Source organism: Sagittula marina, assembly GCF_014196795.1.
Lineage (GTDB): Bacteria > Pseudomonadota > Alphaproteobacteria > Rhodobacterales > Rhodobacteraceae > Sagittula > Sagittula marina.
Window position 1 is genome coordinate 1 of sequence record NZ_JACIEJ010000018.1, and the last position, 19527, is coordinate 19527.

General features: G+C 61.9%; 21 protein-coding genes. 13 read left to right on the top strand and 8 right to left on the bottom strand.

All coding sequences use genetic code 11. The features are described 5' to 3' along the window. Nucleotides 1-320 (top strand): SGNH/GDSL hydrolase family protein (locus GGQ68_RS22240; protein WP_484592951.1); only part of this gene is annotated, 320 nt, incomplete at its 5' end. 70 nt (nt 321-390) lie between these two features. Then, nucleotides 391-1989: an ABC transporter substrate-binding protein gene (locus tag GGQ68_RS22245; protein WP_183969923.1), complete on the top strand. Its 1599-nt coding sequence runs from the start codon at nt 391-393 to the stop codon at nt 1987-1989. Between the two features lie 66 nt (nt 1990-2055). On the opposite strand, the gene GGQ68_RS22250 is transcribed toward GGQ68_RS22245, so the two are convergent. From GGQ68_RS22250 to GGQ68_RS22270, 5 genes are read right to left on the bottom strand one after another with little or no spacing between them, the layout of a single operon-like run. Beyond that, on the bottom strand, nt 2056-3054 hold the full coding sequence (locus GGQ68_RS22250) for a CocE/NonD family hydrolase (protein ID WP_183969925.1): 999 nt from the start codon (nt 3052-3054) through the stop codon (nt 2056-2058). Next, on the bottom strand, nt 3038-3784 hold the full coding sequence (locus GGQ68_RS22255; protein WP_183969927.1) for an ABC transporter ATP-binding protein: 747 nt from the start codon (nt 3782-3784) through the stop codon (nt 3038-3040). The genes GGQ68_RS22250 and GGQ68_RS22255 overlap by 17 nt, the downstream gene beginning before the upstream one ends. Further along, entirely contained in the window at nt 3781-4623 is an 843-nt protein-coding gene (locus GGQ68_RS22260) for an ABC transporter ATP-binding protein (RefSeq protein WP_183969929.1), read from the bottom strand. The genes GGQ68_RS22255 and GGQ68_RS22260 overlap by 4 nt, the downstream gene beginning before the upstream one ends. A gap of 3 nt (nt 4624-4626) precedes the next feature. Then, nucleotides 4627-5529 carry a nickel transporter permease gene (gene nikC, locus GGQ68_RS22265; protein ID WP_183969931.1) on the bottom strand — a complete coding sequence of 301 codons (903 nt, stop codon included), beginning with the start codon at nt 5527-5529 and terminating at the stop codon, nt 4627-4629. Continuing rightward, nucleotides 5526-6548 carry an ABC transporter permease gene (locus GGQ68_RS22270; RefSeq protein WP_221235695.1) on the bottom strand — a complete coding sequence of 341 codons (1023 nt, stop codon included), beginning with the start codon at nt 6546-6548 and terminating at the stop codon, nt 5526-5528. The genes nikC and GGQ68_RS22270 overlap by 4 nt, the downstream gene beginning before the upstream one ends. Nucleotides 6549-6767: 219 nt before the next feature. Between GGQ68_RS22270 and GGQ68_RS22275 the strand changes: the two genes are divergently transcribed. After that, nucleotides 6768-7520, top strand: coding sequence for a FadR/GntR family transcriptional regulator (locus tag GGQ68_RS22275; protein WP_183969933.1), 753 nt, complete (start codon nt 6768-6770; stop codon nt 7518-7520). Nucleotides 7521-7597: 77 nt separating this feature from the next. Continuing rightward, entirely contained in the window at nt 7598-7918 is a 321-nt protein-coding gene (locus GGQ68_RS22280; protein WP_183969935.1) for a cupin domain-containing protein, read from the top strand. A gap of 66 nt (nt 7919-7984) precedes the next feature. On the opposite strand, the gene GGQ68_RS22285 is transcribed toward GGQ68_RS22280, so the two are convergent. Then, entirely contained in the window at nt 7985-8869 is an 885-nt protein-coding gene (locus GGQ68_RS22285; RefSeq protein ID WP_183969937.1) for a sugar kinase, read from the bottom strand. A gap of 140 nt (nt 8870-9009) precedes the next feature. Here GGQ68_RS22285 and kduI point away from each other — a divergent pair, with 140 nt between their 5' ends. After that, a complete protein-coding gene (gene kduI / locus GGQ68_RS22290) occupies nt 9010-9834 on the top strand; it encodes a 5-dehydro-4-deoxy-D-glucuronate isomerase (protein WP_183969938.1) in 825 nt (274 codons plus the stop codon). After that, nucleotides 9834-10577, top strand: coding sequence for a 2-dehydro-3-deoxy-D-gluconate 5-dehydrogenase KduD (kduD, locus tag GGQ68_RS22295; RefSeq protein ID WP_183969939.1), 744 nt, complete (start codon nt 9834-9836; stop codon nt 10575-10577). The genes kduI and kduD overlap by 1 nt, the downstream gene beginning before the upstream one ends. A gap of 32 nt (nt 10578-10609) precedes the next feature. On the opposite strand, the gene GGQ68_RS22300 is transcribed toward kduD, so the two are convergent. Together GGQ68_RS22300 and GGQ68_RS22305 are read right to left on the bottom strand one after the other, a co-directional pair. After that, nucleotides 10610-11197: an ATPase gene (locus GGQ68_RS22300; RefSeq protein ID WP_183969940.1), complete on the bottom strand. Its 588-nt coding sequence runs from the start codon at nt 11195-11197 to the stop codon at nt 10610-10612. Beyond that, on the bottom strand, nt 11194-11550 hold the full coding sequence (locus tag GGQ68_RS22305) for a TA system antitoxin ParD family protein (RefSeq protein ID WP_183969941.1): 357 nt from the start codon (nt 11548-11550) through the stop codon (nt 11194-11196). Before GGQ68_RS22305 ends, GGQ68_RS22300 begins: the two co-directional genes overlap by 4 nt. 261 nt (nt 11551-11811) lie before the next feature. Between GGQ68_RS22305 and repA the strand changes: the two genes are divergently transcribed. From repA to GGQ68_RS22340, 7 genes are all read left to right on the top strand, one after another. Continuing rightward, entirely contained in the window at nt 11812-12996 is a 1185-nt protein-coding gene (gene repA, locus GGQ68_RS22310) for a plasmid partitioning protein RepA (protein ID WP_183969942.1), read from the top strand. 13 nt (nt 12997-13009) lie between these two features. Then, nucleotides 13010-14002 carry a plasmid partitioning protein RepB gene (gene repB / locus GGQ68_RS22315; RefSeq protein WP_183969943.1) on the top strand — a complete coding sequence of 331 codons (993 nt, stop codon included), beginning with the start codon at nt 13010-13012 and terminating at the stop codon, nt 14000-14002. Between the two features lie 186 nt (nt 14003-14188). Further along, entirely contained in the window at nt 14189-15370 is a 1182-nt protein-coding gene (gene repC / locus GGQ68_RS22320) for a plasmid replication protein RepC (protein ID WP_183969944.1), read from the top strand. Nucleotides 15371-15880: 510 nt separating this feature from the next. Then, nucleotides 15881-16849, top strand: coding sequence for a TRAP transporter substrate-binding protein (locus tag GGQ68_RS22325; protein WP_183969946.1), 969 nt, complete (start codon nt 15881-15883; stop codon nt 16847-16849). A 76-nt stretch (nt 16850-16925) separates the two neighbouring features. After that, nucleotides 16926-17432, top strand: a complete 507-nt coding sequence (locus GGQ68_RS22330; protein ID WP_246429507.1) for a TRAP transporter small permease — start codon at nt 16926-16928, stop codon at nt 17430-17432. A 4-nt stretch (nt 17433-17436) separates the two neighbouring features. Then, entirely contained in the window at nt 17437-18714 is a 1278-nt protein-coding gene (locus tag GGQ68_RS22335; protein WP_183969948.1) for a TRAP transporter large permease, read from the top strand. 5 nt (nt 18715-18719) lie between these two features. Next, nucleotides 18720-19526, top strand: a complete 807-nt coding sequence (locus tag GGQ68_RS22340) for an NAD-dependent epimerase/dehydratase family protein (protein WP_183969949.1) — start codon at nt 18720-18722, stop codon at nt 19524-19526. Nucleotide 19527 lies beyond the last annotated feature (1 nt).

Genomic DNA, 19527 nt, shown 5'->3' on the forward strand with positions numbered 1-19527 from the left:
AGAAAGGGATGCAGCGGCTGATCCGCATCGTTCAGACCTTTCCTTTCGATAAACCACGCTGTGAGATCCCCAGGATTCTGGTCGTGGCCCCGCCGCCGCATGTGATTGCCGATGGCCGCCACTCCGACACCCGTATCGCCGAAAGCCGGAAGTTCGCCTCGCTTTACGAAGGGCTGTCGCGGCGCTTTGACACGGCGTTTTTCGATGCGGCGACGGCCTGTCGCGCCTCGGACGTCGACGGCACTCATCTGGATGCCGCCAACACGCAGGCTTTGGGACGCGCTCTGGCCCCGGTCTGCCGCACCCTGCTCGCTGAATAACCCGGTGGTCCGTCAGGAGGACGGGCGGGCCACCGGCAAGACGGATAAAGAAACTTAAAGGGAGGACACCATGAAACATCTACTGCTTTCCACCGTGCTTGGCACGCTGGTCGCGACCACCTCGCTGACCCAGCAGGCCCAGGCGGAAACGCCGGCCGATCAATTGATCGTCGGGTTCAACATGAACAACGTGCTGACGATGGACCCCGCGGCCATCACCGGGTCGGATGCTGTTCAAATCCTGAACAACGTCTACGACACGATCGTGCGGCTCGACCCCGACACCAAGAAGCTGACCCCCTCGCTGGCGGAACGCTGGGAAATTGCGCCGGACAACCGCTCCGTGACCTTCTATCTTGATCAGGACGCAACCTTCGCCTCGGGCAACCCCGTCACCGCCGAAGACGTGCGCTTCAGCCTCTCCCGCCCGATCGAGCTGACCCTGGCGCAGTCCACATGGTTGGTCAGCCGGGGGTATTCCCCGGAAAACATCGGCGAAATGTTCGAAGTGGTCGATGACAAGACCTTCCGGCTGCACCTGCCGCAGCCGGACGACCCGCGTCTGATCATGATGGTCCTGACCATCAACGGGCCCGGCTCGATCCTCGACAGCAAGCTGGTCGCAGAACACGACGACGGCGACAACGGCACCGCGTGGCTGACCAATAATTCCGCCGGGTCGGGGGCCTTCACCATCGGGCAGTGGCGCGCGAATGAATTCGTCATCCTGAACCAGAACGCCGAGTACTGGGGCGGCGCGCCCGCCATGAGCCGCGTGTTGATGCGTCACTTGCCCGAAAGCCAGACCCAGCGGCTGGCGCTGGAACAGGGCGATCTGGACATCGGCTACTCCCTCGCCGCAGCTGACCTGACAGCGCTGGAAACCAACGAAGACATCACCGTTGAAACTGTCCCTTCGGCCGGGTTCTATTACCTCGCCGTGTCGATGGAAGACGAACGCTTTGCCAATCCCAAGGTCCGCGAAGCGCTGCGCTACCTGATTGACTACGACGGGATCAACACCGCGATCATGCCGTATTTCGGCGTCGAACGTCAGCGCCCCATCAACTCCGGTGCCTTTGGCGCGCTGCCCGATCTGGAGTACACGCTGGACGTGGACAAGGCCAAGGCCCTGCTGGCAGAGGCCGGTTACCCCGATGGTTTCGACACCACGATCCACGTGATCTCCACCCAGGAGTTCCTCGACAGCGCCACCGCGATACAAGGGACGCTGGCGCAGGCGGGCATCAACGCCGAGATCATCACCGGCGGCGGCGGCCAGATCTATGGCGCCATGCGCGAGCGGAACTTCGAGCTGCTGGTGGGCCGTGGCGGCGGCGGGCAGTTGCCGCACCCCGACAGCAACCTGCGTGCGTTGATCTACAACCCGGACAACTCGCAAGAGGCCGGCCTGACCAACTATCAGGGGTGGCGCACCTCCTTCATGGATGAAGGTCTCAACGAGATGATCGAGGCGGCACTGGTCGAACCTGACGCCGAGAAACAGGCCAAACTGTATCAGGACATCCAGGAAGAGATGGAAGCCGCGGTGCCGTCGATCCAACCGTTTTCCGAACGCGTGGTGACAGCTGCCTATCAGGACGACGTCGATGGCATCATCGTCGATCCTTGGGTCGCCCGGTTCGAGGATGTGGTCAAGAACCGCTAAGTCTTCCCTCGGTTCGAGACACCAGACGGGGCGCGGGCATCTTCCGCGCCCCTTTTGCGTTGCTGCTCAAAGACGGGTTTTCAGAAAGGCCACGGCCTCGGCCAGCGTCTCGCGGGGGCAGGTGTGGCCCGCATCATGCAACGCGGTGTCCGGGCGCGGCCCTCCGGCCGCGCGACAGATCCGGGCGATCCTGCCCCAGGCGCGGATCACGCTGTCCTCTGGCATGTGGCGATCCCCCCGGCCAGAGCGGTAGAACTGAGGTTTGCGCGCCGCAAGCCCTGCCAGATCGGGAAAGTCCGCCCGCCCGGCAATTTTTGGATGCAGCATGTAGAACGCCGACTGGCCCGCCAACAACGGTGCGCCCGGCCGCATCAGATCGACGCAGCAGGCCATCCACGACAGGCTGGCGTGGGCCGCAATGTGTGCGCTCAGCGCCGCCACCTGCCACGCCCGCAATCCACCGAAGGAAAACCCGAAGGCGCCCATGCGGCCTGCGTCGATGCCCGGTTGTGCCGCAAGCCACGCGGCGGCCTGCGCGTCCTCTGCCGCCACCAGCCCCGCAAGTGACCAGCCCAACGCCTGCGCATTCGCCGCCAGCGCCTGTTGCCCCGCATAGCCCCCGGTCTGCCGCGCGCCCCAGCCAAGCGCGTCGAGGCACAGCACTGCAAAACCAGCGTCGACAAAGGCCTGCGCGGGCGCTTGCCCATCATAATGCGTGCCCCGGCTGCCCTGCGTTCCCGGATCATCGAACAGCTTTTGCCAGCCGTGGTCGAATGCGCCGCCATGGTCGTGCAACAACAGAACCGCCGGATGCGGCCCCTGCCCTGCTGGTCGAACGAACCGACCCGTGCTTTCCGCCCCGGTGGCAAAGCGCAAAGTGACAACCTCACCCTGCACTGTGCCTGTCGCAGCCTCACGCCACGGAGGAAGGCTCGCCTGCCAGACCCGCGCCAGACGTCTTGCCCCCACATCAAAAGGCCCCCGCTCGAAAGCGAAGGCCAGATCCATGGGCAACTCCAGTCGCCGCGCCTCCAGAAAGGCGGGCAGCTCAGATGGCGTGTTCATACTCAAGGCTCGCTCCGATCAGGTCCTGCGCGTAGGTCTGTGTCGCGCCGCCTTGGGTGATGGCTTCGCGCGGCAGAACCTCGACCACACGGCCATGCTGCATGATCGCAAAGCGGTCGCACATATGATCCACCACGGCGAGGTCATGGCTCACCATCAGGTAGGTGAACCCCTTTTCCTTTTGCAGCCGCACCAAAAGGTTCAGCACCTCGGCCTGCACCGATACATCCAATGCAGAGGTCGGCTCATCCAGCAGCAACACATCCGGCTCCAGGATCAGGGCGCGGGCGATGGCCACGCGCTGGCGCTGCCCCCCCGACAGCTGGTGCGGATAGCGGTCGAGAAACTCCACCGGCAGCCCCACGTCCCGCATGGCACGGATCATCCGGCCTTCGCGGTCGTCCAGCTTGTTGATGCGCAACCCTTCTTCGAGCGTTGTGCGAATGGAATGGCGCGGGTGCAGGGAGCCGTAGGGGTCCTGGAACACCATCTGCATCATGCGGCACCGGTCAGAGACCTCCATATCGCGCACCGCGCTGTCGCCGATGCGCACGTCGCCTGTCCAACTGTCGTTGAGCCGCGAGATACAGCGCAAGATCGTCGACTTTCCCGATCCGCTTTCCCCCACAAGGCCAAAGCACTCCCCCGCTTTCACATCGAGGCTGATGTTGTGCAGCACCTGAACCGCGCCAAAGGTGATACACAGGTCGTTGATGGTGATCGGCTTCATGCCACCTCTCCTTGCGCGTTGAGCCAGCTGTCCTGACGGTCCAGCACGGACAGCGGACCGCGCGGCCCGCCGATGCGCGGCTGTGCCGCCAGCAGCCCTTGGGTGTAGGGGTGCTGCGCGCGGTCCAGATGTTTCGCGTCCAGCGTTTCCACCAGCCGACCGGCGTACATGATCAACACCCGGTCACAGAACGCCCGCACAAGGTTCAGGTCGTGGCTGATCATCACCAGACCGATGCCCTTGTCGCGCACCAACCCGTCAAGGATGCGCAGCACCTGCAACCGGATGGTCACATCCAGCGCCGAGGTCGGCTCATCCGCAATCACCAGATCGGGCGAGGTCAGCAGCATCATGGCAATCATCACACGCTGCCCCATGCCGCCGGACACCTCGTGGGGATACATGTCGTAGACCCGCTCGGGGTCGCGGATGTGGACCTGCTCCAGCATCTCGACCGCGCGTTGCCGCGCTTCCGCCTTGGTACATCGCACATGGGTGCGATACGCCTCTGCGATCTGGTGGCCACAGCGCTGAATCGGATTGAGCGAGAATTTCGGGTCCTGCAGGATCATCGACATGCGTTGCCCGCGCACCTTCAGCATCTGCCGTTCCGAGGCGTTCAGCAGGTCGACCTCCTCAAAGGTCATCTTGTCCGCCGTCAGCTCCGCGGTGTCCAGCAGGCGCATGATCGCGCGGCCGACGGTGGACTTCCCCGAGCCGCTTTCGCCAACGATGCCGAGCCGTTCGCGCCCCAGCGTAAAGCTGACATTGCGCACCGCTGGCTCCGCAGATCCCTGATAGCGGATCGACAGGTTCCGGATATCCAAAATCGGGTCCATGGCTTACCTCCGGTTCATCTGTTTGGGATCAAGCGCATCGCGCAGACCGTCGCCCAGCAGGTTAAAGGCCAGGCTGACGCTCAGGATGGCAAGACCGGGAAAGGTCACCAGCCACCAGCTGTCGATCATGTAGCGCCGGCCCGTCGCAATCATCGCGCCCCATTCCGGCAGCGGCGGCTGCGCGCCCAGGCCCAGAAAGCCCAGGCCAGCCGCCGTCAGGATCACCGTCGCCATGTTCAGCGTCAGCCGGATCAGCACCGAGGGCAGGCACATGGGCACGATCGACCGCCAGATGATCCGCGCCGGGGATGCGCCTTGCAGACGCGCCGCCGAGATATAATCCGCCTGCCGGAAGGTCATGGTCTCCGCCCGTGCCAGGCGCGCGATGGGCGGCCAGGCGGTCAGCGCAATGGCGATGATGGCATTGTTCAGGCTCGGCCCAAGCGCGGCCACAAAGGCCAGCGACAAGATCAGCGAAGGGAAGGACAGGAAGATGTCGGTGATCCGCATCAGGACCGTGTCCACCTTGCCACCGAAATATCCGGCAACCGTGCCAAAGATCAGCCCCAACGGCCCCACCACGATTGTCACCAGGAAGATGATGGTCAGCGTGATGCGCGACCCGTGCACCAGCCGGGAAAAGATATCGCGCCCCAGCTCATCCGTGCCGAACAGGTAGTCGCTTGATGGCGGGTGCAGGGTGTTTTGCAGGTCCTGCATATAGGGGTCGTGGGTGGCGATCAGCGGTGCGAACAGCGCAAGGATCAGCAGCAAGCCCAACACGACCAACCCGAACAGCGATGTCGGTGACCGCGTCAGGAACACCACGATATTGCGCGCCGCGATCAGACCTTGCGGCATTGTCCGGCGCGGCAAGGCGGCGGATGTCTCTTGTGTCATGCTCATCTCGTCCTCGGATCGAATACGCGGTACAGAATGTCGGACAGGATGTTCAGCCCGATGAAGATGACGCCGACGATCAAGACGCAGGTCATCACGGCGTTCATGTCACCGATCAACAGGTTCGACGTCAGGTATTGGCCGAAACCGGGGAAGGCAAAGACCGTCTCGATCAGCACCGCCCCCTCCAGCAGCGACCCGTAGGCCAGCGCCACGATGGTCACCAGTTGCACCCGGATGTTGCCAAAGGCATGGCGCCAGATGGTCTGGCGGCGGCTCAGCCCCTTGACCCGCGCGGTGGTCACATATTCCTGGTTGATCTGGTCCAGCATGAAGCTGCGCGTCATGCGCGTGATGTAGGCCGAGGACGAATACCCCAGCAACGCCGCCGGCAGGATCAGGTGGTTCAGTGCGGACCAGAACACATCCCATTGGCCCGCCAGGATGCTGTCGATCAGCAGAAAATTGGTCCGTTCCGGCACCAGCCCGATATAGAACTGGCTCATCCGGCCCGATCCGCCGACCCAGCCGAGGTTGGCGTAAAAGATCAAAAGCGCGATCATGCCGGTCCAGAAGATTGGCATGGAATGCCCCATCAGGCTCAGCACCCGGATCACCTGGTCTTGCCATTTGTCCTTGTTCACGGCGGCGATGACGCCCATGGGTGTGCCCAAACCGGCACCGATGATGATGGCAAAGGTCGCCAGCTCGATCGTGGCGGGCAGTGCGCGGGCGATATCCTGCAACACAGGCTGGCCCGTGCGGATCGACGTGCCGAAGTCCAGCGTGACCACGTCGCGCAAGTACAGCAGGAACTGCTGCCACATCGGCTTGTCCAGCCCGAGTTGCTGGTAGACGTGCTCATAGACCTCGCGGCTTGCGTCTTCGCCCACCATGGCCCGCACCGGATCGGTTGGCATGATACGCCCGATCACGAAGGTCAGTATCAACAAACCGAACAAAGTGATCAGGATCGAAAACCCGTGCTCCGTTAAACCATTCAGACGGCGTCGAGACAGCCGCATATTCCCCTCCCTCACGGCCAAAGGCGGCCGTTTCTTCGGTCATACATATGTCCGTTACTTGTTATACAGCTTTAAGGCCGTCACTTGGCGTCTGTCAACCGTCAACCGCCTTCGGAGAACGGTTTCACCTTGCATTATATCGTTCAGCGCGTGGACAGGCCCCCGACAAGATGTCATAACCAATGATATGATCCTGTATGAGAAGTGGGGACAACGCCAATGGTATCACACGCCCAGCCCAGTCCGTCCGAGAAACCCACCACACGCCGGACCTTGGTCGAAATTGTTCGGGAAAAGCTGCGCACACAGATCGAGTCCGGCCGCTATCCCACCGGACAGCGGCTGCCGAGCGAAGCTCAGATGACGCAGGAATTCGAGGTCAGCCGGACGGTGATCCGCGAGGCCGTCGCCTCGCTCCGCGCTGACGGGCTGGTGGAACCGCGCCAGGGCGCCGGGGTCTTTGTGCTGGAGCCGACCGCGCAGGTGAAGCCACCTTTTCAAAACATCGACCTCGACCGAATCTCCTCCGTGATCGAGCTTCTGGAATTGCGCACCGCGGTAGAGGTCGAGGCAGCGGGACTGGCCGCGACGCGCCGCTCTCCTGCGCAAGAGGAGGAAATCATTCGCTGTATGCACGACGTGCAACGCGCAGCGACGGCCGGTACGCCAACGATGGAAGCCGATTTTGCTCTGCATCTGACAATTGCCCGCGCCACGAACAACCCGCGGTTCAGCGAATTTCTGTCCATGATCGGGACCAATCTGATCCCGCGCAAGGCCCTGGCCGAAACCGATGCCGAACCCGTTGCGCCAGAGTATCTGGACGTCATTCAGGCGGAGCACGAGGAAATCGTAAATGCCATCCTGAATGGTGATGAAGATGCCGCACGCACCGCAATGCGCAGCCACCTCAAAAGCAGCCAGACCCGTTACCGGGCGCTTTTGCGTGCCGGAAATACCCGAAGCGCTTGACGCTCCGCATCCTGTCATACATTTTTTGCAAAATTATATGATGGCCCTTGTGGCCGCGCTTTGCGAAAGGACATGTCATGCAGGATAGGCTGCGCAAATTCCCCGTGGTTTCCCCGGACACCGGCGTCACCCGGCAGGTTCTGGCGGATGCGCCCGACCTCATGGTCGTCTCGTTTCGCTTTGACGAAGGCGCGCAAGGCGCGCTCCACAGTCACCCTCACGTGCAGTCTACTTACGTTGAAAGCGGGCGTTTCCGGTTCACCCTCTCCGGAGAAGACTTTGAGGTCGGCCCCGGCGACAGCTTTGTGATCCCGTCAGGGGCGGAACACGGATGCGTTTGCCTGGCACCCGGCCAGCTGGTGGATTGCTTCACCCCCCGCCGGGATGACTTTCTGTAACCTCGAAAGCGCACATTTATCGGAACCTGTCTTATGCCTGGGCAAGTTCTAATAGATCTCGACACCTTAGGGCAGAATCGCACCGCGATGCTGGATGACCTTACCCGCCAAAGCATGACCTGCGCGGGCGCAGTCTTCTGGCGCCGCACCGCGCAGGGCCGCGGCCAGAAAGCCCGCGTTAAAGCTGTCCCCGGCCGCCGTCGTGTCCACCACGCGCGCGACCGGCGGCGTCGGAACCTGGCCGCTGGCGTCGCCCAGCAGGAACGCGCCTTCCGCCCCGGCTTTCAGCGCGCCACCGCCGACTCCGTAGTCGATAAACCGCTTCAGAACAGCGTCGCGGCTGGCATCCCCGAACAAGGCTTGCTCATCATCGACCGAGGGGAAGGCAAAATCACAGATGCGCCAGAGCCTCTCGCACCATGTCGCTGCCTCGTCGCGGCTGCTCCACAACGCTGGGCGATAGTTGGAATCGAAGGCGACCCTGCCCCCCCTGCCCCGCTCAGCGGTCAACCAACTCACCAAAGCCTCTCGCGCGGAGTTCTGCATGATTGCCAAGGTGATACCGGACAGGACAACCACGTCGCAGTGCGCCACCGCATCGAAATCACTTTCCTGCGAAAACAGCCCCCGCGCCGCAGAGACGCTGCGCCAATAGGTGAAGCGGCGCTCACCTGCATCGTCGGTGTCGATGGCATAAAGCCCGCAGGTCGCGCCCGTGACACGCCGCAGTCCGGCATCCGACAGACCTGCATGCACCACCGCCTTTGCGATCCGATTGGAATAAGGATCATCACCCAACGCGGTGACAAGGCGCACATCGGCCTCAGGCATCAACCGCCGCAGGTAAACCGCACTGTTGTACACGTCACCCGCAACGCCAAGACGCGCGCCGTCGCCCTGCCGCGCCATTTCAATCATCGCCTCACCGGCGAAAGCCACCTTGACCGCCATTCCTCTGGCCCCACTCGATTGCGCCCGGTTGACCTATAGTACAGATTACGCCAAAAAGGCAATGTCATCATACAAGCAAGCGGCCGACAGTCTGCTTAGACCGGCCTTTTTCATGTGGCCATTAGAAAGGACACTCCCCAATGCTTACCGTTGAAACCCGGCACGCCATTCACCCGGACCACGCCAAGGGCATGGACACCGCCGCCCTGCGCGAGAACTTTCTTGGCGAGGGCCTGTTCGCTGACAAGCAAATTCGGCTTGTCTACAGCCACTACGACCGCTTCACGCTGGGCGGCGCGGTGCCCGCAGGTGGCACGCTGACCCTCGACGAGGTCGCAGAGACGAAAACACCCTCGTTCCTCGACCGCCGCGAGATGGGCATCGTCAACATTGGCGAGGCCGGCACGGTCGAGGCTGGCGGCGAAACCTATGCCATGAATCGTGGCGACGTGCTCTACCTCGGCATGGGCACCGGCGCTGTGACGTTTTCCGGCCAGGGCCGCTTTTACATCACATCCGCCCCGGCGCACCGCGCCCTGCCCTCGCGCCTCGTCACGGTTGCCGATTGTGTCGAAGTCACGCTTGGCGCGGCTGAGACCTCGAACAAACGCACGATCAAGCAGTTCATCCATCCGCAGGTCATGGAAAGCTGCCAGCTGATCCTGGGCTACACCTCACTCGAAGAAGGCTCGGTCTGGAACACGATCCCCAGCCATATTCACGACCGCCGGATGGAAGCTTACCTCTACTGGGGCATGGATGAGGACTCCCGCGTTCTGCACCTGATGGGCCAGCCGCAGGAGACCCGGCACCTGTTCGTCGCCAACGAACAGGCGGTGCTGTCGCCCACGTGGTCGATCCACTCCGGCGCGGGCATCGGCAAATACACCTTCATCTGGGCCATGGCAGGCGACAACGTCGATTACACCGACATGGACTTCATCCAGCCCAAGGACATGCGCTGATGGCTGGCCCGTTTTCTCTCGACGGGCGCCGTGCGCTTGTGACCGGCGCAAACACCGGCATCGGGCAGGCCATTGCGATGTCCCTGGCCGGTCAAGGTGCTGAGGTGGTCTGTGCCGGACGGCGCAGCTGCGCTGACACCGTGGCCCAGATTGCGGCGGCGGATGGTACGGCGTCGGAGCTGATCCTGGATTTTGCCGATCCGATGGCCGCACAGAACACCTTTGTAGATCAAGGGTTTACCATATTGGTCAACAACGCCGGCATCATCCGGCGCGAAGACTCCGTCGACTACTCCGAGGCGGATTGGGATGCGGTCATGGATGTGAACCTGAAGGCGCTGTTCTTCACCACGCAGGCGTTTGGCAAGGCGGCAATGGCCGCGAAAACGCCCGCCAGCGTGGTCAATATCGCCTCGCTGCTGTCGTTTCAGGGCGGCATCCGCGTGCCCGCCTATACGGCGGCCAAGCACGGCGTGGCCGGATTGACCAAGATCCTTGCCAACGAGTGGGCCCCTCACGGGATCACCGTCAACGCCATCGCGCCGGGCTATATCGAGACGAACAACACAGAGGCGCTGCGAAACGATCCGGAGCGGTCCAAGGCCATCCTTGATCGCATCCCCGCCGCGCGCTGGGGCAAAGCCTCGGACATCGGTGGCACGGCGGCCTTCCTCGCCTCACCTGCGGCGGAGTACATCACCGGCACAGTGCTGAACGTCGACGGCGGCTGGCTCGCCCGGTAAATGCCTTTCAGGGGGCAGGCTCCGCCCTGCCCTCAGATCACCAGATCGGCGGCATACACATCGCGGACCCAGCGTGGAAGCCGTGGCGCCGCCTGGCTCAACCGCCCGCCAGAAAAGACGACCATCTGTCGAGGTGGCACGTTCAGAACAGAATTGTCGAAAACCATCCCGCGATCCGCGCGCATAATCGCGTCGCGTATCAACGGCTGGCTGCGGAGGAAACGCGCCCGGATCTTGTCCTCCGGCACGTCATGTCCGCCTTCTTCGGTGCGCAGCCGGACGCGGCCAACGGACAGCTCCGGGCTTTCGACCCCCACATGCATGACGATGACGATGTAGCCGCGCGCCTGGGCTGTCTCGATGATCTCCAACTTGGAGGGATGCGAGAAAACCGTTTCCGTGGCAAAGCTCTGGCGAGCCTCCAGCAGCTCCGCCCGTCGCGCCTCCGCAATCCGCGCCGCCTCGTAAGCGGCCTCCATGGTCGAGATCTTCAGTTCATCGCGTTGGATCAGATCGGCATTGATGAACGGTCCGGCGAAACTTGGCGCGACACGGGTCTCATACAGCGTTGATTTTCCTGAACCATTCGGGCCTGCGAGCAGGACGAGACTTGGCCTCATCGGGCGGCAGCGTCCTTTGCATAGACAAGGTTGCCGCCAGCATCCAGGCCCACACCCAATCCGATCGCCTGCCGTTTGGCATAGAAAGCCTCTTCAGCCTGCGACGCTTCGCCCATCTTTTCGGTAAAAGCGTCGAGCCACGCCGCCTCTTCGCCGTCGTGCAGGTTCTTCGTGTCCAGCTGTCCTTGCAACGCCGCCGTGATGCGGGCGTAATCGTAGCTGCCGGAATGTTCGATGGCGCGACCGATCTTGAGCCAATGGGTGATCTGCCCGGCCACGGACCGGCTGTGCAAATCCGCCTCGCGCCGGACGAGCGCCATGATTTCATCGGCAAGTTTCACGGATTGCGCCATTCGGACCTCCAACACTTTTGCCGAAGGTGGCATTTTGCCACCCAAAAGTCAAGCCTGACAGATTCGCCCACCGCGCGCTCAAATCGGGCGTCAAACGCTTTGAGGTCGGCGTTTTCACCACGAACCTTCCAGAATTGTGCCAAAAGCGGACCCAATCCTGTGGAAAACCCCTTGCACGAATCCAACCCCTCGGACAATAGTCACGGAAAAGGGCGAGAAAACGCCACAATCCGTGAATTCGCGGCGCTGGAAAGAGGGCAGATGCAGGATACCACCGACACCGAAGACCTCAATGCGGTCATCCGGGCCCATTCCGAGATCCTTGCCGGGCAACTCCATGCCCAGCGAGAAAGCCTGTTCCCCCCGGACGCCGCAAAGCAGATGCGCAAGTTCACCTCTGGCGAGGCCGCGCAGCTCATTGGCGTCAATGACAGCTACCTCCGCAAGCTGCATCTGGATGGCAAAGGCCCCTCCCCCGAGGTCACCGCAGGCAATCGGCGGCTCTATTCCGTCGAGGACATGCAGGCGGTCCGCCATCTGCTGGAAAAGACCGCCCGCAAGCCTGGCGACTACTTGCCCGGTCGCCGTGAGGGCGACCACATGCAGGTCATCGGCGTGATGAATTTCAAAGGTGGCTCCGGCAAAACCACCACCTCCGCCCACCTCGCGCAACGGCTCGCGCTCAAAGGTCATCGCGTTCTGGCCATCGACCTCGACCCGCAGGCCTCGCTGACCGCGCTGCACGGGGTGCAACCCGAATACGACCTGCCCGAGGGCGGCACGCTGTACGATGCCATCCGCTACACCGATCCGGTGCCGATCGCGGATGTGATCCGCTCGACCTATATTCTCAACCTCGATCTGATCCCCGGCAATCTTGAACTGATGGAGTTCGAACACGACACCCCCCGCGCGCTGGCGCAGGGCAACGCCGGGCTGTTCTTCTTTCGTGTGCGCGAAGCGCTGCAACAGGTGGACGATCGCTACGATGTGGTGGTGATCGACTGCCCCCCGCAACTGGGCTTTCTCACCATGTCCGCGCTCTCCGCCGCGACGGGCGTGCTGGTCACCATTCATCCGGAAATGCTCGACGTGATGTCCATGTCGCAATTCCTGCGCATGACGGCGGACCTGATGGATGTGATCGCAGAGTCCGGCGCGGACATGAGCCACGACTGGATGCGCTACGTTCTGACCCGCTACGAACCAACCGACGCGCCACAAAACCGGATCACCGCGTTTTTGCGCACCATGTACGGCGAAAAAGTCCTGAACGCGCCGATGCTGAAATCCACCGCCATCTCGGATGCAGGACTGACCAAACAGACCCTGTACGAGGTGGAACGCTCGGCCTTCACACGGTCGACCTATGACCGCGCCATCGAAAGCCTGAACGCCGTGAACGACGAGATCGGCGCTTTGATCCAGTCCACCTGGGGCCGCTGAGGGAGAGGACGACATGACCGACAAAAAGAAAAGCCGCCTGTCCATGCTCGACAGCCTCGCCGGGGCCGGCATGGGGCCTGCCGCAGCACCGCAGCCGATGATGTCGTCGAACCGCGCGTTGCGGTCCGCACGCAATGCGGTGGATGGGCACAATGTCTGGGAACTCGATCCTGACAGCATCGACGATCTGCGCCTCAATGACCGGATGGATCTGGGCGATCTCTCCGACTTGCGACGCTCGATCGAGGAAAATGGACAGGCTGTCCCGATCCTGGTGCGTCGCCTGCCCGGGCAAAGCGAACGCTACGGTCTGGTCTACGGCCGCCGTCGTCTCGCCGCGATTGCCGAAAGTGACCAGATCACCAAAGTGCGCGCCCTCGTCGCCACCCTTGATGAAGACGACGCCCTGCGGGCTCAAGTTGCCGAAAACTCCGAACGGCGCGATCTATCCTACATCGAAAAAGCCATGTTTGCGCATCAGTTGGCGCGCACCGGCTTTGGCACACAGGACAAGGTGGCCGAAGTCCTCAACGTCACGAAATCATGGATCTCCATGGCGAACGCGGTGCTGCGCGGCGTTGGTACCGAGCTCGCCGGTTGCATCGGCCCGGCCCCCGGCATCGGCCGTCCAAGGTGGGAGGCGCTGGCGCGCGGGATTGCAGAGCATGTTCGCACCCCAGAAGACCTGCTGCACGTGGCCCGCCAGGCCCGCGTCACGGCCATGGATGCCCGCAGCAACGCCCCGGAAGGCGACGCACAACAAGACATTTCAGTAAGCGTTTTCGAGGCGGTGGAGAAAGCAGTCCACCGGGCTGCCAAGCGCCCTGCCCCGGCATCGCCACCCCCGCAGACCCTGACCCTGGATGGCAGCCCGGCGGGCCGTCTTCGCCGCACGTCAAAAGGGCTTGCTGTCGATCTGACCGACGGGGGCTTCGCTGACTGGTTGCGCGACGGCGCAGACGAGATTTTCGAAGAGTTACACGCCCGCTACCGAGCGCAGCGTTGATCCGACCTTAACCTAATCGAGCAACCCAAAAAGGAGGCACGAGCCCGACAAAAGAAAAGGCCCCGCAAAGCACTGCTCCACGAGACCCTTCCAAGATTTGCACCCTGAAGGTACGACCCGGAGCCGCAACTCGCAAGTCCTATGTGATTCGCGAGCAGGGTTTTCTTATGTCTTCGTGAAAAAAATATGGGATATGAGCCACTGACGTCGTTTCGGCGTCCGATCACCCGCGTCGAAACGGCGCCCAAGCCATCACGGCCCACCCCGGACGTGTCTGTGAACAAGTGGGAAGCCCTGCGCGAACTGACCTTAGCGCGGGAAATATATGGTCTCAGCGATCGGGACCTCTCCGTGCTTCAGGCGCTTTTGAGCTTCCATCCCGAAACTGACCTTTCTCTGGACGCCAAAGCGGGTTTGGTGGTCTTTCCTTCCAACACCTCGATTTGTGAACGGCTTAATGGCATGGCGAATTCCACCATGCGCCGTCATCTGTCGCGACTGATCGACGCCGGGCTTTTGATCCGCCGAGACAGTCCAAACGGCAAGCGTTACACCCGCTGCACCTCTGTCGGCCGGATCGCGTTTGGATTTGATCTGCGCCCGCTGGTTATGCGGCACGCTGATCACTGTGCCGCCGCAGAAGACATCCGCGCCCGCCAGGACCGCGTCAAACGCCTAAGGGAAACCGTCAGCCTGATGCGTCGGGATTTGGCGGCGTTGGCGGATTGGGGACAGTGCGACCGGCCTGATTTGGCGATATGGGATGCCTACTCCGACCTTGCGCGTCTTGCTGCGCGTGACCTGCGCCGGAAGCTGGATGAACAAACGTTGAACAGCCTTCACGACCAACTGATGAGCGCGCTGGATAGGCTGCGTGATATTCTGGAACCTGTGGATAATACCGAAACTGCCGCCGATGTTTCAGCCAAAATGGGCACCAGTGCTGCTCAATCTGAGCAGCACCACCAGAATTCAGATAAAGACTCTTATTGGTCTGAAGAAAAGGATCGCAGCCAAATCGATGAGAAAGATCATACACCGGCGCTACCGCTTCGAATGATCTTGGCATGCTGCCCTGAAATTCAGTCCTTTAGTCAGAACCCAATCCGTCATTGGCATGAACTCGTGAATATATCCGAGATGCTTCGCCCGATGATCGGCATTTCAAGTTCTGCTTGGGAAGAAGCACGAGCGGCAATGGGACCGGAACAAACAGCTGTGGTTTTGGCTGCTATGTTCGAACGTTTGAGCGCCATTCGATCACCAGGCGGCTACCTTCGCCACCTTGCTCGGAAATCCCGCGATGGAAGATTCTCCTGTGCCGCAATGATAATGGCATTGAGGAATCCCCACGGTTCACAGTTGTGAACCAGTGTAGTCAGCAAAGTTCACAGCTGTGAACTCGTTTTGGAAGGTCTGGGCATCGCGGCACTTGCCTGCCCTTCACCGCGCTGCTTGTCAGGGTGAGCACTGGAACTGCTAAAGGTAATGCGTGGCTTTATCGTGTGACCGACGTGCGCAGATCCCATGGCACATGCGTGAGCGTTGATCTGGTCCGATCAACGCAGATGAGGAAGATCAAGTGGTTGGAGGCTCCGCTGATAGTGTCGCTACTCGACCGGTAACCGCGGATTGCGAGGTCCCAAATGAGGCGGGGCAGGGGCGTATTTGGTAGCTCATCTCAATGTTTCTCCATGACCTTATCTTGAATTTATCCGCCACGCAGAAGCACCCGGCTCTGAGGTCGCTTTCCCCAAGCCATTGAGACTGAGTGATATAATCGGCTGATCACGACAACGTTGACATTCATCATACAAGTTGGTCATATAACATTGCAGGTGGCGAGAACAGCTGCCTGATGTCAGGGAGGACACCACAATGTTTCGTATGACCACTTCGGCCATCGCGCTTGCGCTGCTTGCTGCACCTGTTGCCGCTGAAACTTGGCGCACCTGGGCCATTCACCCGGAGGGCTACCCGAACGTCACCGCATTGCAGAGCTTTGCCGAGGACGTCGCGGCCATGACCGACGGCGAGATCGAACCGCAGGTTTATCCCGGTGGCGTGTTGGGCGCACAGCCCGACGCCATCGAGCAGCTTCGTGCCGGCGCTATCGCTGTTGGCAATTTCAACATGGGCCCGATGGGGGAGATCGTGCCCGCGACCAACGTGCTGTCGCTGCCGTTTATCTTCCGCGATGTGGATCACATGCACGCGGCCATGGACGGTGAGATCGGCCAGCGCTTTTCCGACGCGCTGTCCGAAGAAGGCATCGTCGCGCTGAGCTGGATGGATAGTGGCTCCCGCAGCTTCTACAACACCAAGAAGCCGATCCAGACCCCCGAAGACATGGCCGGGCTGAAGTTCCGCGTCATGAGCAACGATCTGTATGTGCAGATGGTCGACAGCCTTGGCGGCAACGCGACCCCGATGGCCTACGGCGAAGTGTACCAGTCGCTGAAGACAGGCGTGATCGACGGGGCAGAAAACAACTACCCCAGCTTTGAATCCTCGAACCACTACGAGGTGGCCAAATATTATTCCATCACCAACCACCTGATCATCCCCGAGTGCATTTGCGTGGCGAAATCGGTCTGGGACGAAACATCGCCTGAGATGCAGGAGATGGTCCGCGAGGCCGCCGTGGCCGCCGCGCAGGAACAGCGTGAACTCTGGGCCGAGCGGTCTGACGCCTCCAAACAGCAGGTCATCGACAGCGGTGTCGCGGTCAACGAGGTGACTGACTCTGCGGCGTTTCAAAGCGCGATGGAGCCGGTTTATGCCAAGTTCATCGAGGCGAACCCCGATCTGGAACAGCTGATCCGCGACATTCAGGCGATCGAATAAACATCGGCTGTTACCGTGCGCGCGCCTCCTGAGGATCCGAGGTGCGCGCGCAACATGTTCATGGGGGGAGTTGGCGATGTTTGAACGGGATAAGCCCGTGGCAGAGATGGGGCACGTTGAACGTGTGCTGGACCTGCTGTCCAAGGCTTGCGTGGCCGTGGCGGGGGCAGGGCTGGTGACGCTGGTCGTGATCTTTGGCTGGCTCGTCTGGGGGCGCTACGTGATGAACGACACGCCCACCTGGGTCGAGCAGGTGGCGCTTTTGTTGGTGGTGTGGATCACCTTTCTGGGCGGCGCTGCCGGTGTGCAGACGCAAAGCCACCTCTCCATCGAATTTGTGCGTGAAATGATGCCGCGTTGGTTGCGGATGCCGCTGCATTGGATGGCGCTGGCCGGGATGCTGGTCTTTGGCGTTGTGCTGTTCTGGCAGGGCTGGACGCTGGCCGAAAGCACATGGACCCGCCGGGTGCCGATGCTGGGTATCCCGGAGGGGCTTCGGGCGGTGCCAATGGCAATCTGCGGCGCGCTGACGGCGCTGTTCACACTTCAACAAGCGGTGGCGCTGGCCACTGGCAAGGACTGAACCCATGGGGCTGGCATTACTTTTCGGGCTGTTTTTCCTGGGCCTTCTGAGCGGGATGCCGGTGGCTTTCGCGCTTGGCCTCGCGACGGTCGGGGGCTTTTTGTACGAAGGGCTGCCGCTGTTCATCGCCTTTCAGCGCGTGCTGTCGGGGATCTCGGTGTTTTCGCTGCTGGCGATCCCGTTCTTCATCTTTGCCGGCGAGTTGATGATGCAGGGCGGTATCGCGGGGCGGCTGGTGCGACTGGCCAGCTACGCGGTGGGCTGGATGCGCGGCGGGCTTGGCGTGGTCAATGTCGCGTCGTCGATGCTGTTTGGCGGAATTTCCGGGTCGGCGGTGGCGGACACCTCGGCGTTGGGGTCGATCCTGATGCCGGTGATGAAGGAAAAGGGGTATGACGCGGATTACGCCGTCAACGTCACCGTGACGTCGTCGGTGGCGGGGGTGGTGATCCCACCGTCGCACAACATGATCCTGTTTGCCGTGGCCGCGGGCGGCGTATCGGTCAGCAAGCTGTTCATTGCGGGCATCGTGCCGGGGATCCTGATGTGCCTGTGTCTGGGCGTGGTGGCTTATGTCATCGCGGTCAAGCGCGGCTACCCGGCGGAGACCTTTCCCGGGTTCAGGACGCTGGCGATCTCGACCATCGTGGCGTTGCCGGGGTTGATGACGGCGGTGATCATCGTGGGCGGTGTGCTGTCCGGCGTGATGACGGTGACCGAAAGCGGCGCGTTCGGCGCGATCTGGGCTGTGCTGGTGACGGTGTTCGTCTACCGTGAGTTGACATGGGAGAAGTTCCGCGTCGCGGTTGTGACCTCTGTGCGGACCACCGCGCTGGTGATGCTGCTGGTGGCGACGGCCTCTGCGTTTTCGTACCTGCTGACGTTGTACCGCGTGCCGGATCTGCTGGCGGTGGCCGTGACCGGGATTTCCGACAATCCGATCATCATCCTGCTGCTGCTCAACATCGTGTTGCTGGGGCTTGGGATGATCATGGACATGGCGGCGCTGATCCTGATCTGCACGCCGATCTTTCTGCCGGTGGTTGTTGGCCTTGGCATGGACCCGATCCAGTTCGGCGTGATCTTGATGATGAACCTCGGGCTGGGGCTGTGCACGCCGCCCGTGGGGGCCTGCCTGTTTGTCGGCTGCGTCGTGGGCGGTGTCCGCATTGATGAGGCCGTGCGCACGATCTGGCCGTTTTACCTCGCGATTTTTGTCGCGCTGATGCTGGTCACCTATGTGCCGGCAGTGTCGATGACGCTGCCTGGCCTGATGGAGTGAACGATATGATGAACCGTATTCTGATCACCGGCGCGGCAGGCCAGCTTGGCACGATGCTGCGCGAAAAACTGCGGGGCCATGCGGCGGTGCTGCGCTTGTCGGACATTGCCGAAATCCCTGCGGCGCGAGACGGCGAAGAGGTCGTGCCTTGCGATCTGGCCGATGGCGCGGCGGTGAGGAAGCTGGTCGAAGGATGTGACGGCATCGTGCATCTTGGCGGCATCAGTGTGGAGCGCAGCTTTGATCTGATCGAGGCCGCCAACCTGCGCGGTGTCTACAACCTGTACGACGCGGCGCGGGCAAACGGGATGCCGCGCATCATCTTTGCCTCCTCGAACCACACGATCGGGTTTCACGACCAAACCACGCGGCTCGACCACACCGCGCCGTATCGGCCCGACGGCCTGTACGGGGTGTCCAAGATCTTTGGCGAGGCGGTGGCCAGCCTGTATCATGACAAGTTCGGCCAGGAGAGCGCACTCGTGCGCATCGGCTCCTGCACGCCGCGCCCCGAGAACTGGCGGATGCTGGCCACATGGTTCAGTCAGGACGATTTCGTGTCGCTGATCGATGCCGTTTTCGCGGCGCCGCGCCTTGGCTGCACGATGGTCTGGGGCGCCTCCAAAAACGACCACGGCTGGTGGGACAATACCCACGCCGCTTTCCTCGGCTGGCACCCGAAGGACAACGCCGCCGCTTATGCCGAAGAGATCGCCCGCACCGTGCCCCGACCGGGCCGGGATGAGGCCGTCGCCCGCTATCAGGGCGGCGTTTTCACCGATGAACCCATTCACCCCTCAAAGGAGGACTGAC

What these genes read in the sequence shown, in the direction of transcription:
- GGQ68_RS22245 (WP_183969923.1), top strand. Translation starts at nt 391, where the DNA reads ATGAAACATCTACTGCTTTCCACCGTGCTTGGCACGCTGGTCGCGACC.
- GGQ68_RS22250 (WP_183969925.1), bottom strand. Translation starts at nt 3,054, where the DNA reads ATGAACACGCCATCTGAGCTGCCCGCCTTTCTGGAGGCGCGGCGACTG.
- GGQ68_RS22255 (WP_183969927.1), bottom strand. Translation starts at nt 3,784, where the DNA reads ATGAAGCCGATCACCATCAACGACCTGTGTATCACCTTTGGCGCGGTT.
- GGQ68_RS22260 (WP_183969929.1), bottom strand. Translation starts at nt 4,623, where the DNA reads ATGGACCCGATTTTGGATATCCGGAACCTGTCGATCCGCTATCAGGGA.
- nikC (WP_183969931.1), bottom strand. Translation starts at nt 5,529, where the DNA reads ATGAGCATGACACAAGAGACATCCGCCGCCTTGCCGCGCCGGACAATG.
- GGQ68_RS22270 (WP_221235695.1), bottom strand. Translation starts at nt 6,548, where the DNA reads ATGCGGCTGTCTCGACGCCGTCTGAATGGTTTAACGGAGCACGGGTTT.
- GGQ68_RS22275 (WP_183969933.1), top strand. Translation starts at nt 6,768, where the DNA reads ATGGTATCACACGCCCAGCCCAGTCCGTCCGAGAAACCCACCACACGC.
- GGQ68_RS22280 (WP_183969935.1), top strand. Translation starts at nt 7,598, where the DNA reads ATGCAGGATAGGCTGCGCAAATTCCCCGTGGTTTCCCCGGACACCGGC.
- GGQ68_RS22285 (WP_183969937.1), bottom strand. Translation starts at nt 8,869, where the DNA reads ATGGCGGTCAAGGTGGCTTTCGCCGGTGAGGCGATGATTGAAATGGCG.
- kduI (WP_183969938.1), top strand. Translation starts at nt 9,010, where the DNA reads ATGCTTACCGTTGAAACCCGGCACGCCATTCACCCGGACCACGCCAAG.
- kduD (WP_183969939.1), top strand. Translation starts at nt 9,834, where the DNA reads ATGGCTGGCCCGTTTTCTCTCGACGGGCGCCGTGCGCTTGTGACCGGC.
- GGQ68_RS22300 (WP_183969940.1), bottom strand. Translation starts at nt 11,197, where the DNA reads ATGAGGCCAAGTCTCGTCCTGCTCGCAGGCCCGAATGGTTCAGGAAAA.
- GGQ68_RS22305 (WP_183969941.1), bottom strand. Translation starts at nt 11,550, where the DNA reads ATGGCGCAATCCGTGAAACTTGCCGATGAAATCATGGCGCTCGTCCGG.
- repA (WP_183969942.1), top strand. Translation starts at nt 11,812, where the DNA reads ATGCAGGATACCACCGACACCGAAGACCTCAATGCGGTCATCCGGGCC.
- repB (WP_183969943.1), top strand. Translation starts at nt 13,010, where the DNA reads ATGACCGACAAAAAGAAAAGCCGCCTGTCCATGCTCGACAGCCTCGCC.
- repC (WP_183969944.1), top strand. Translation starts at nt 14,189, where the DNA reads ATGGGATATGAGCCACTGACGTCGTTTCGGCGTCCGATCACCCGCGTC.
- GGQ68_RS22325 (WP_183969946.1), top strand. Translation starts at nt 15,881, where the DNA reads ATGTTTCGTATGACCACTTCGGCCATCGCGCTTGCGCTGCTTGCTGCA.
- GGQ68_RS22330 (WP_246429507.1), top strand. Translation starts at nt 16,926, where the DNA reads ATGTTTGAACGGGATAAGCCCGTGGCAGAGATGGGGCACGTTGAACGT.
- GGQ68_RS22335 (WP_183969948.1), top strand. Translation starts at nt 17,437, where the DNA reads ATGGGGCTGGCATTACTTTTCGGGCTGTTTTTCCTGGGCCTTCTGAGC.
- GGQ68_RS22340 (WP_183969949.1), top strand. Translation starts at nt 18,720, where the DNA reads ATGATGAACCGTATTCTGATCACCGGCGCGGCAGGCCAGCTTGGCACG.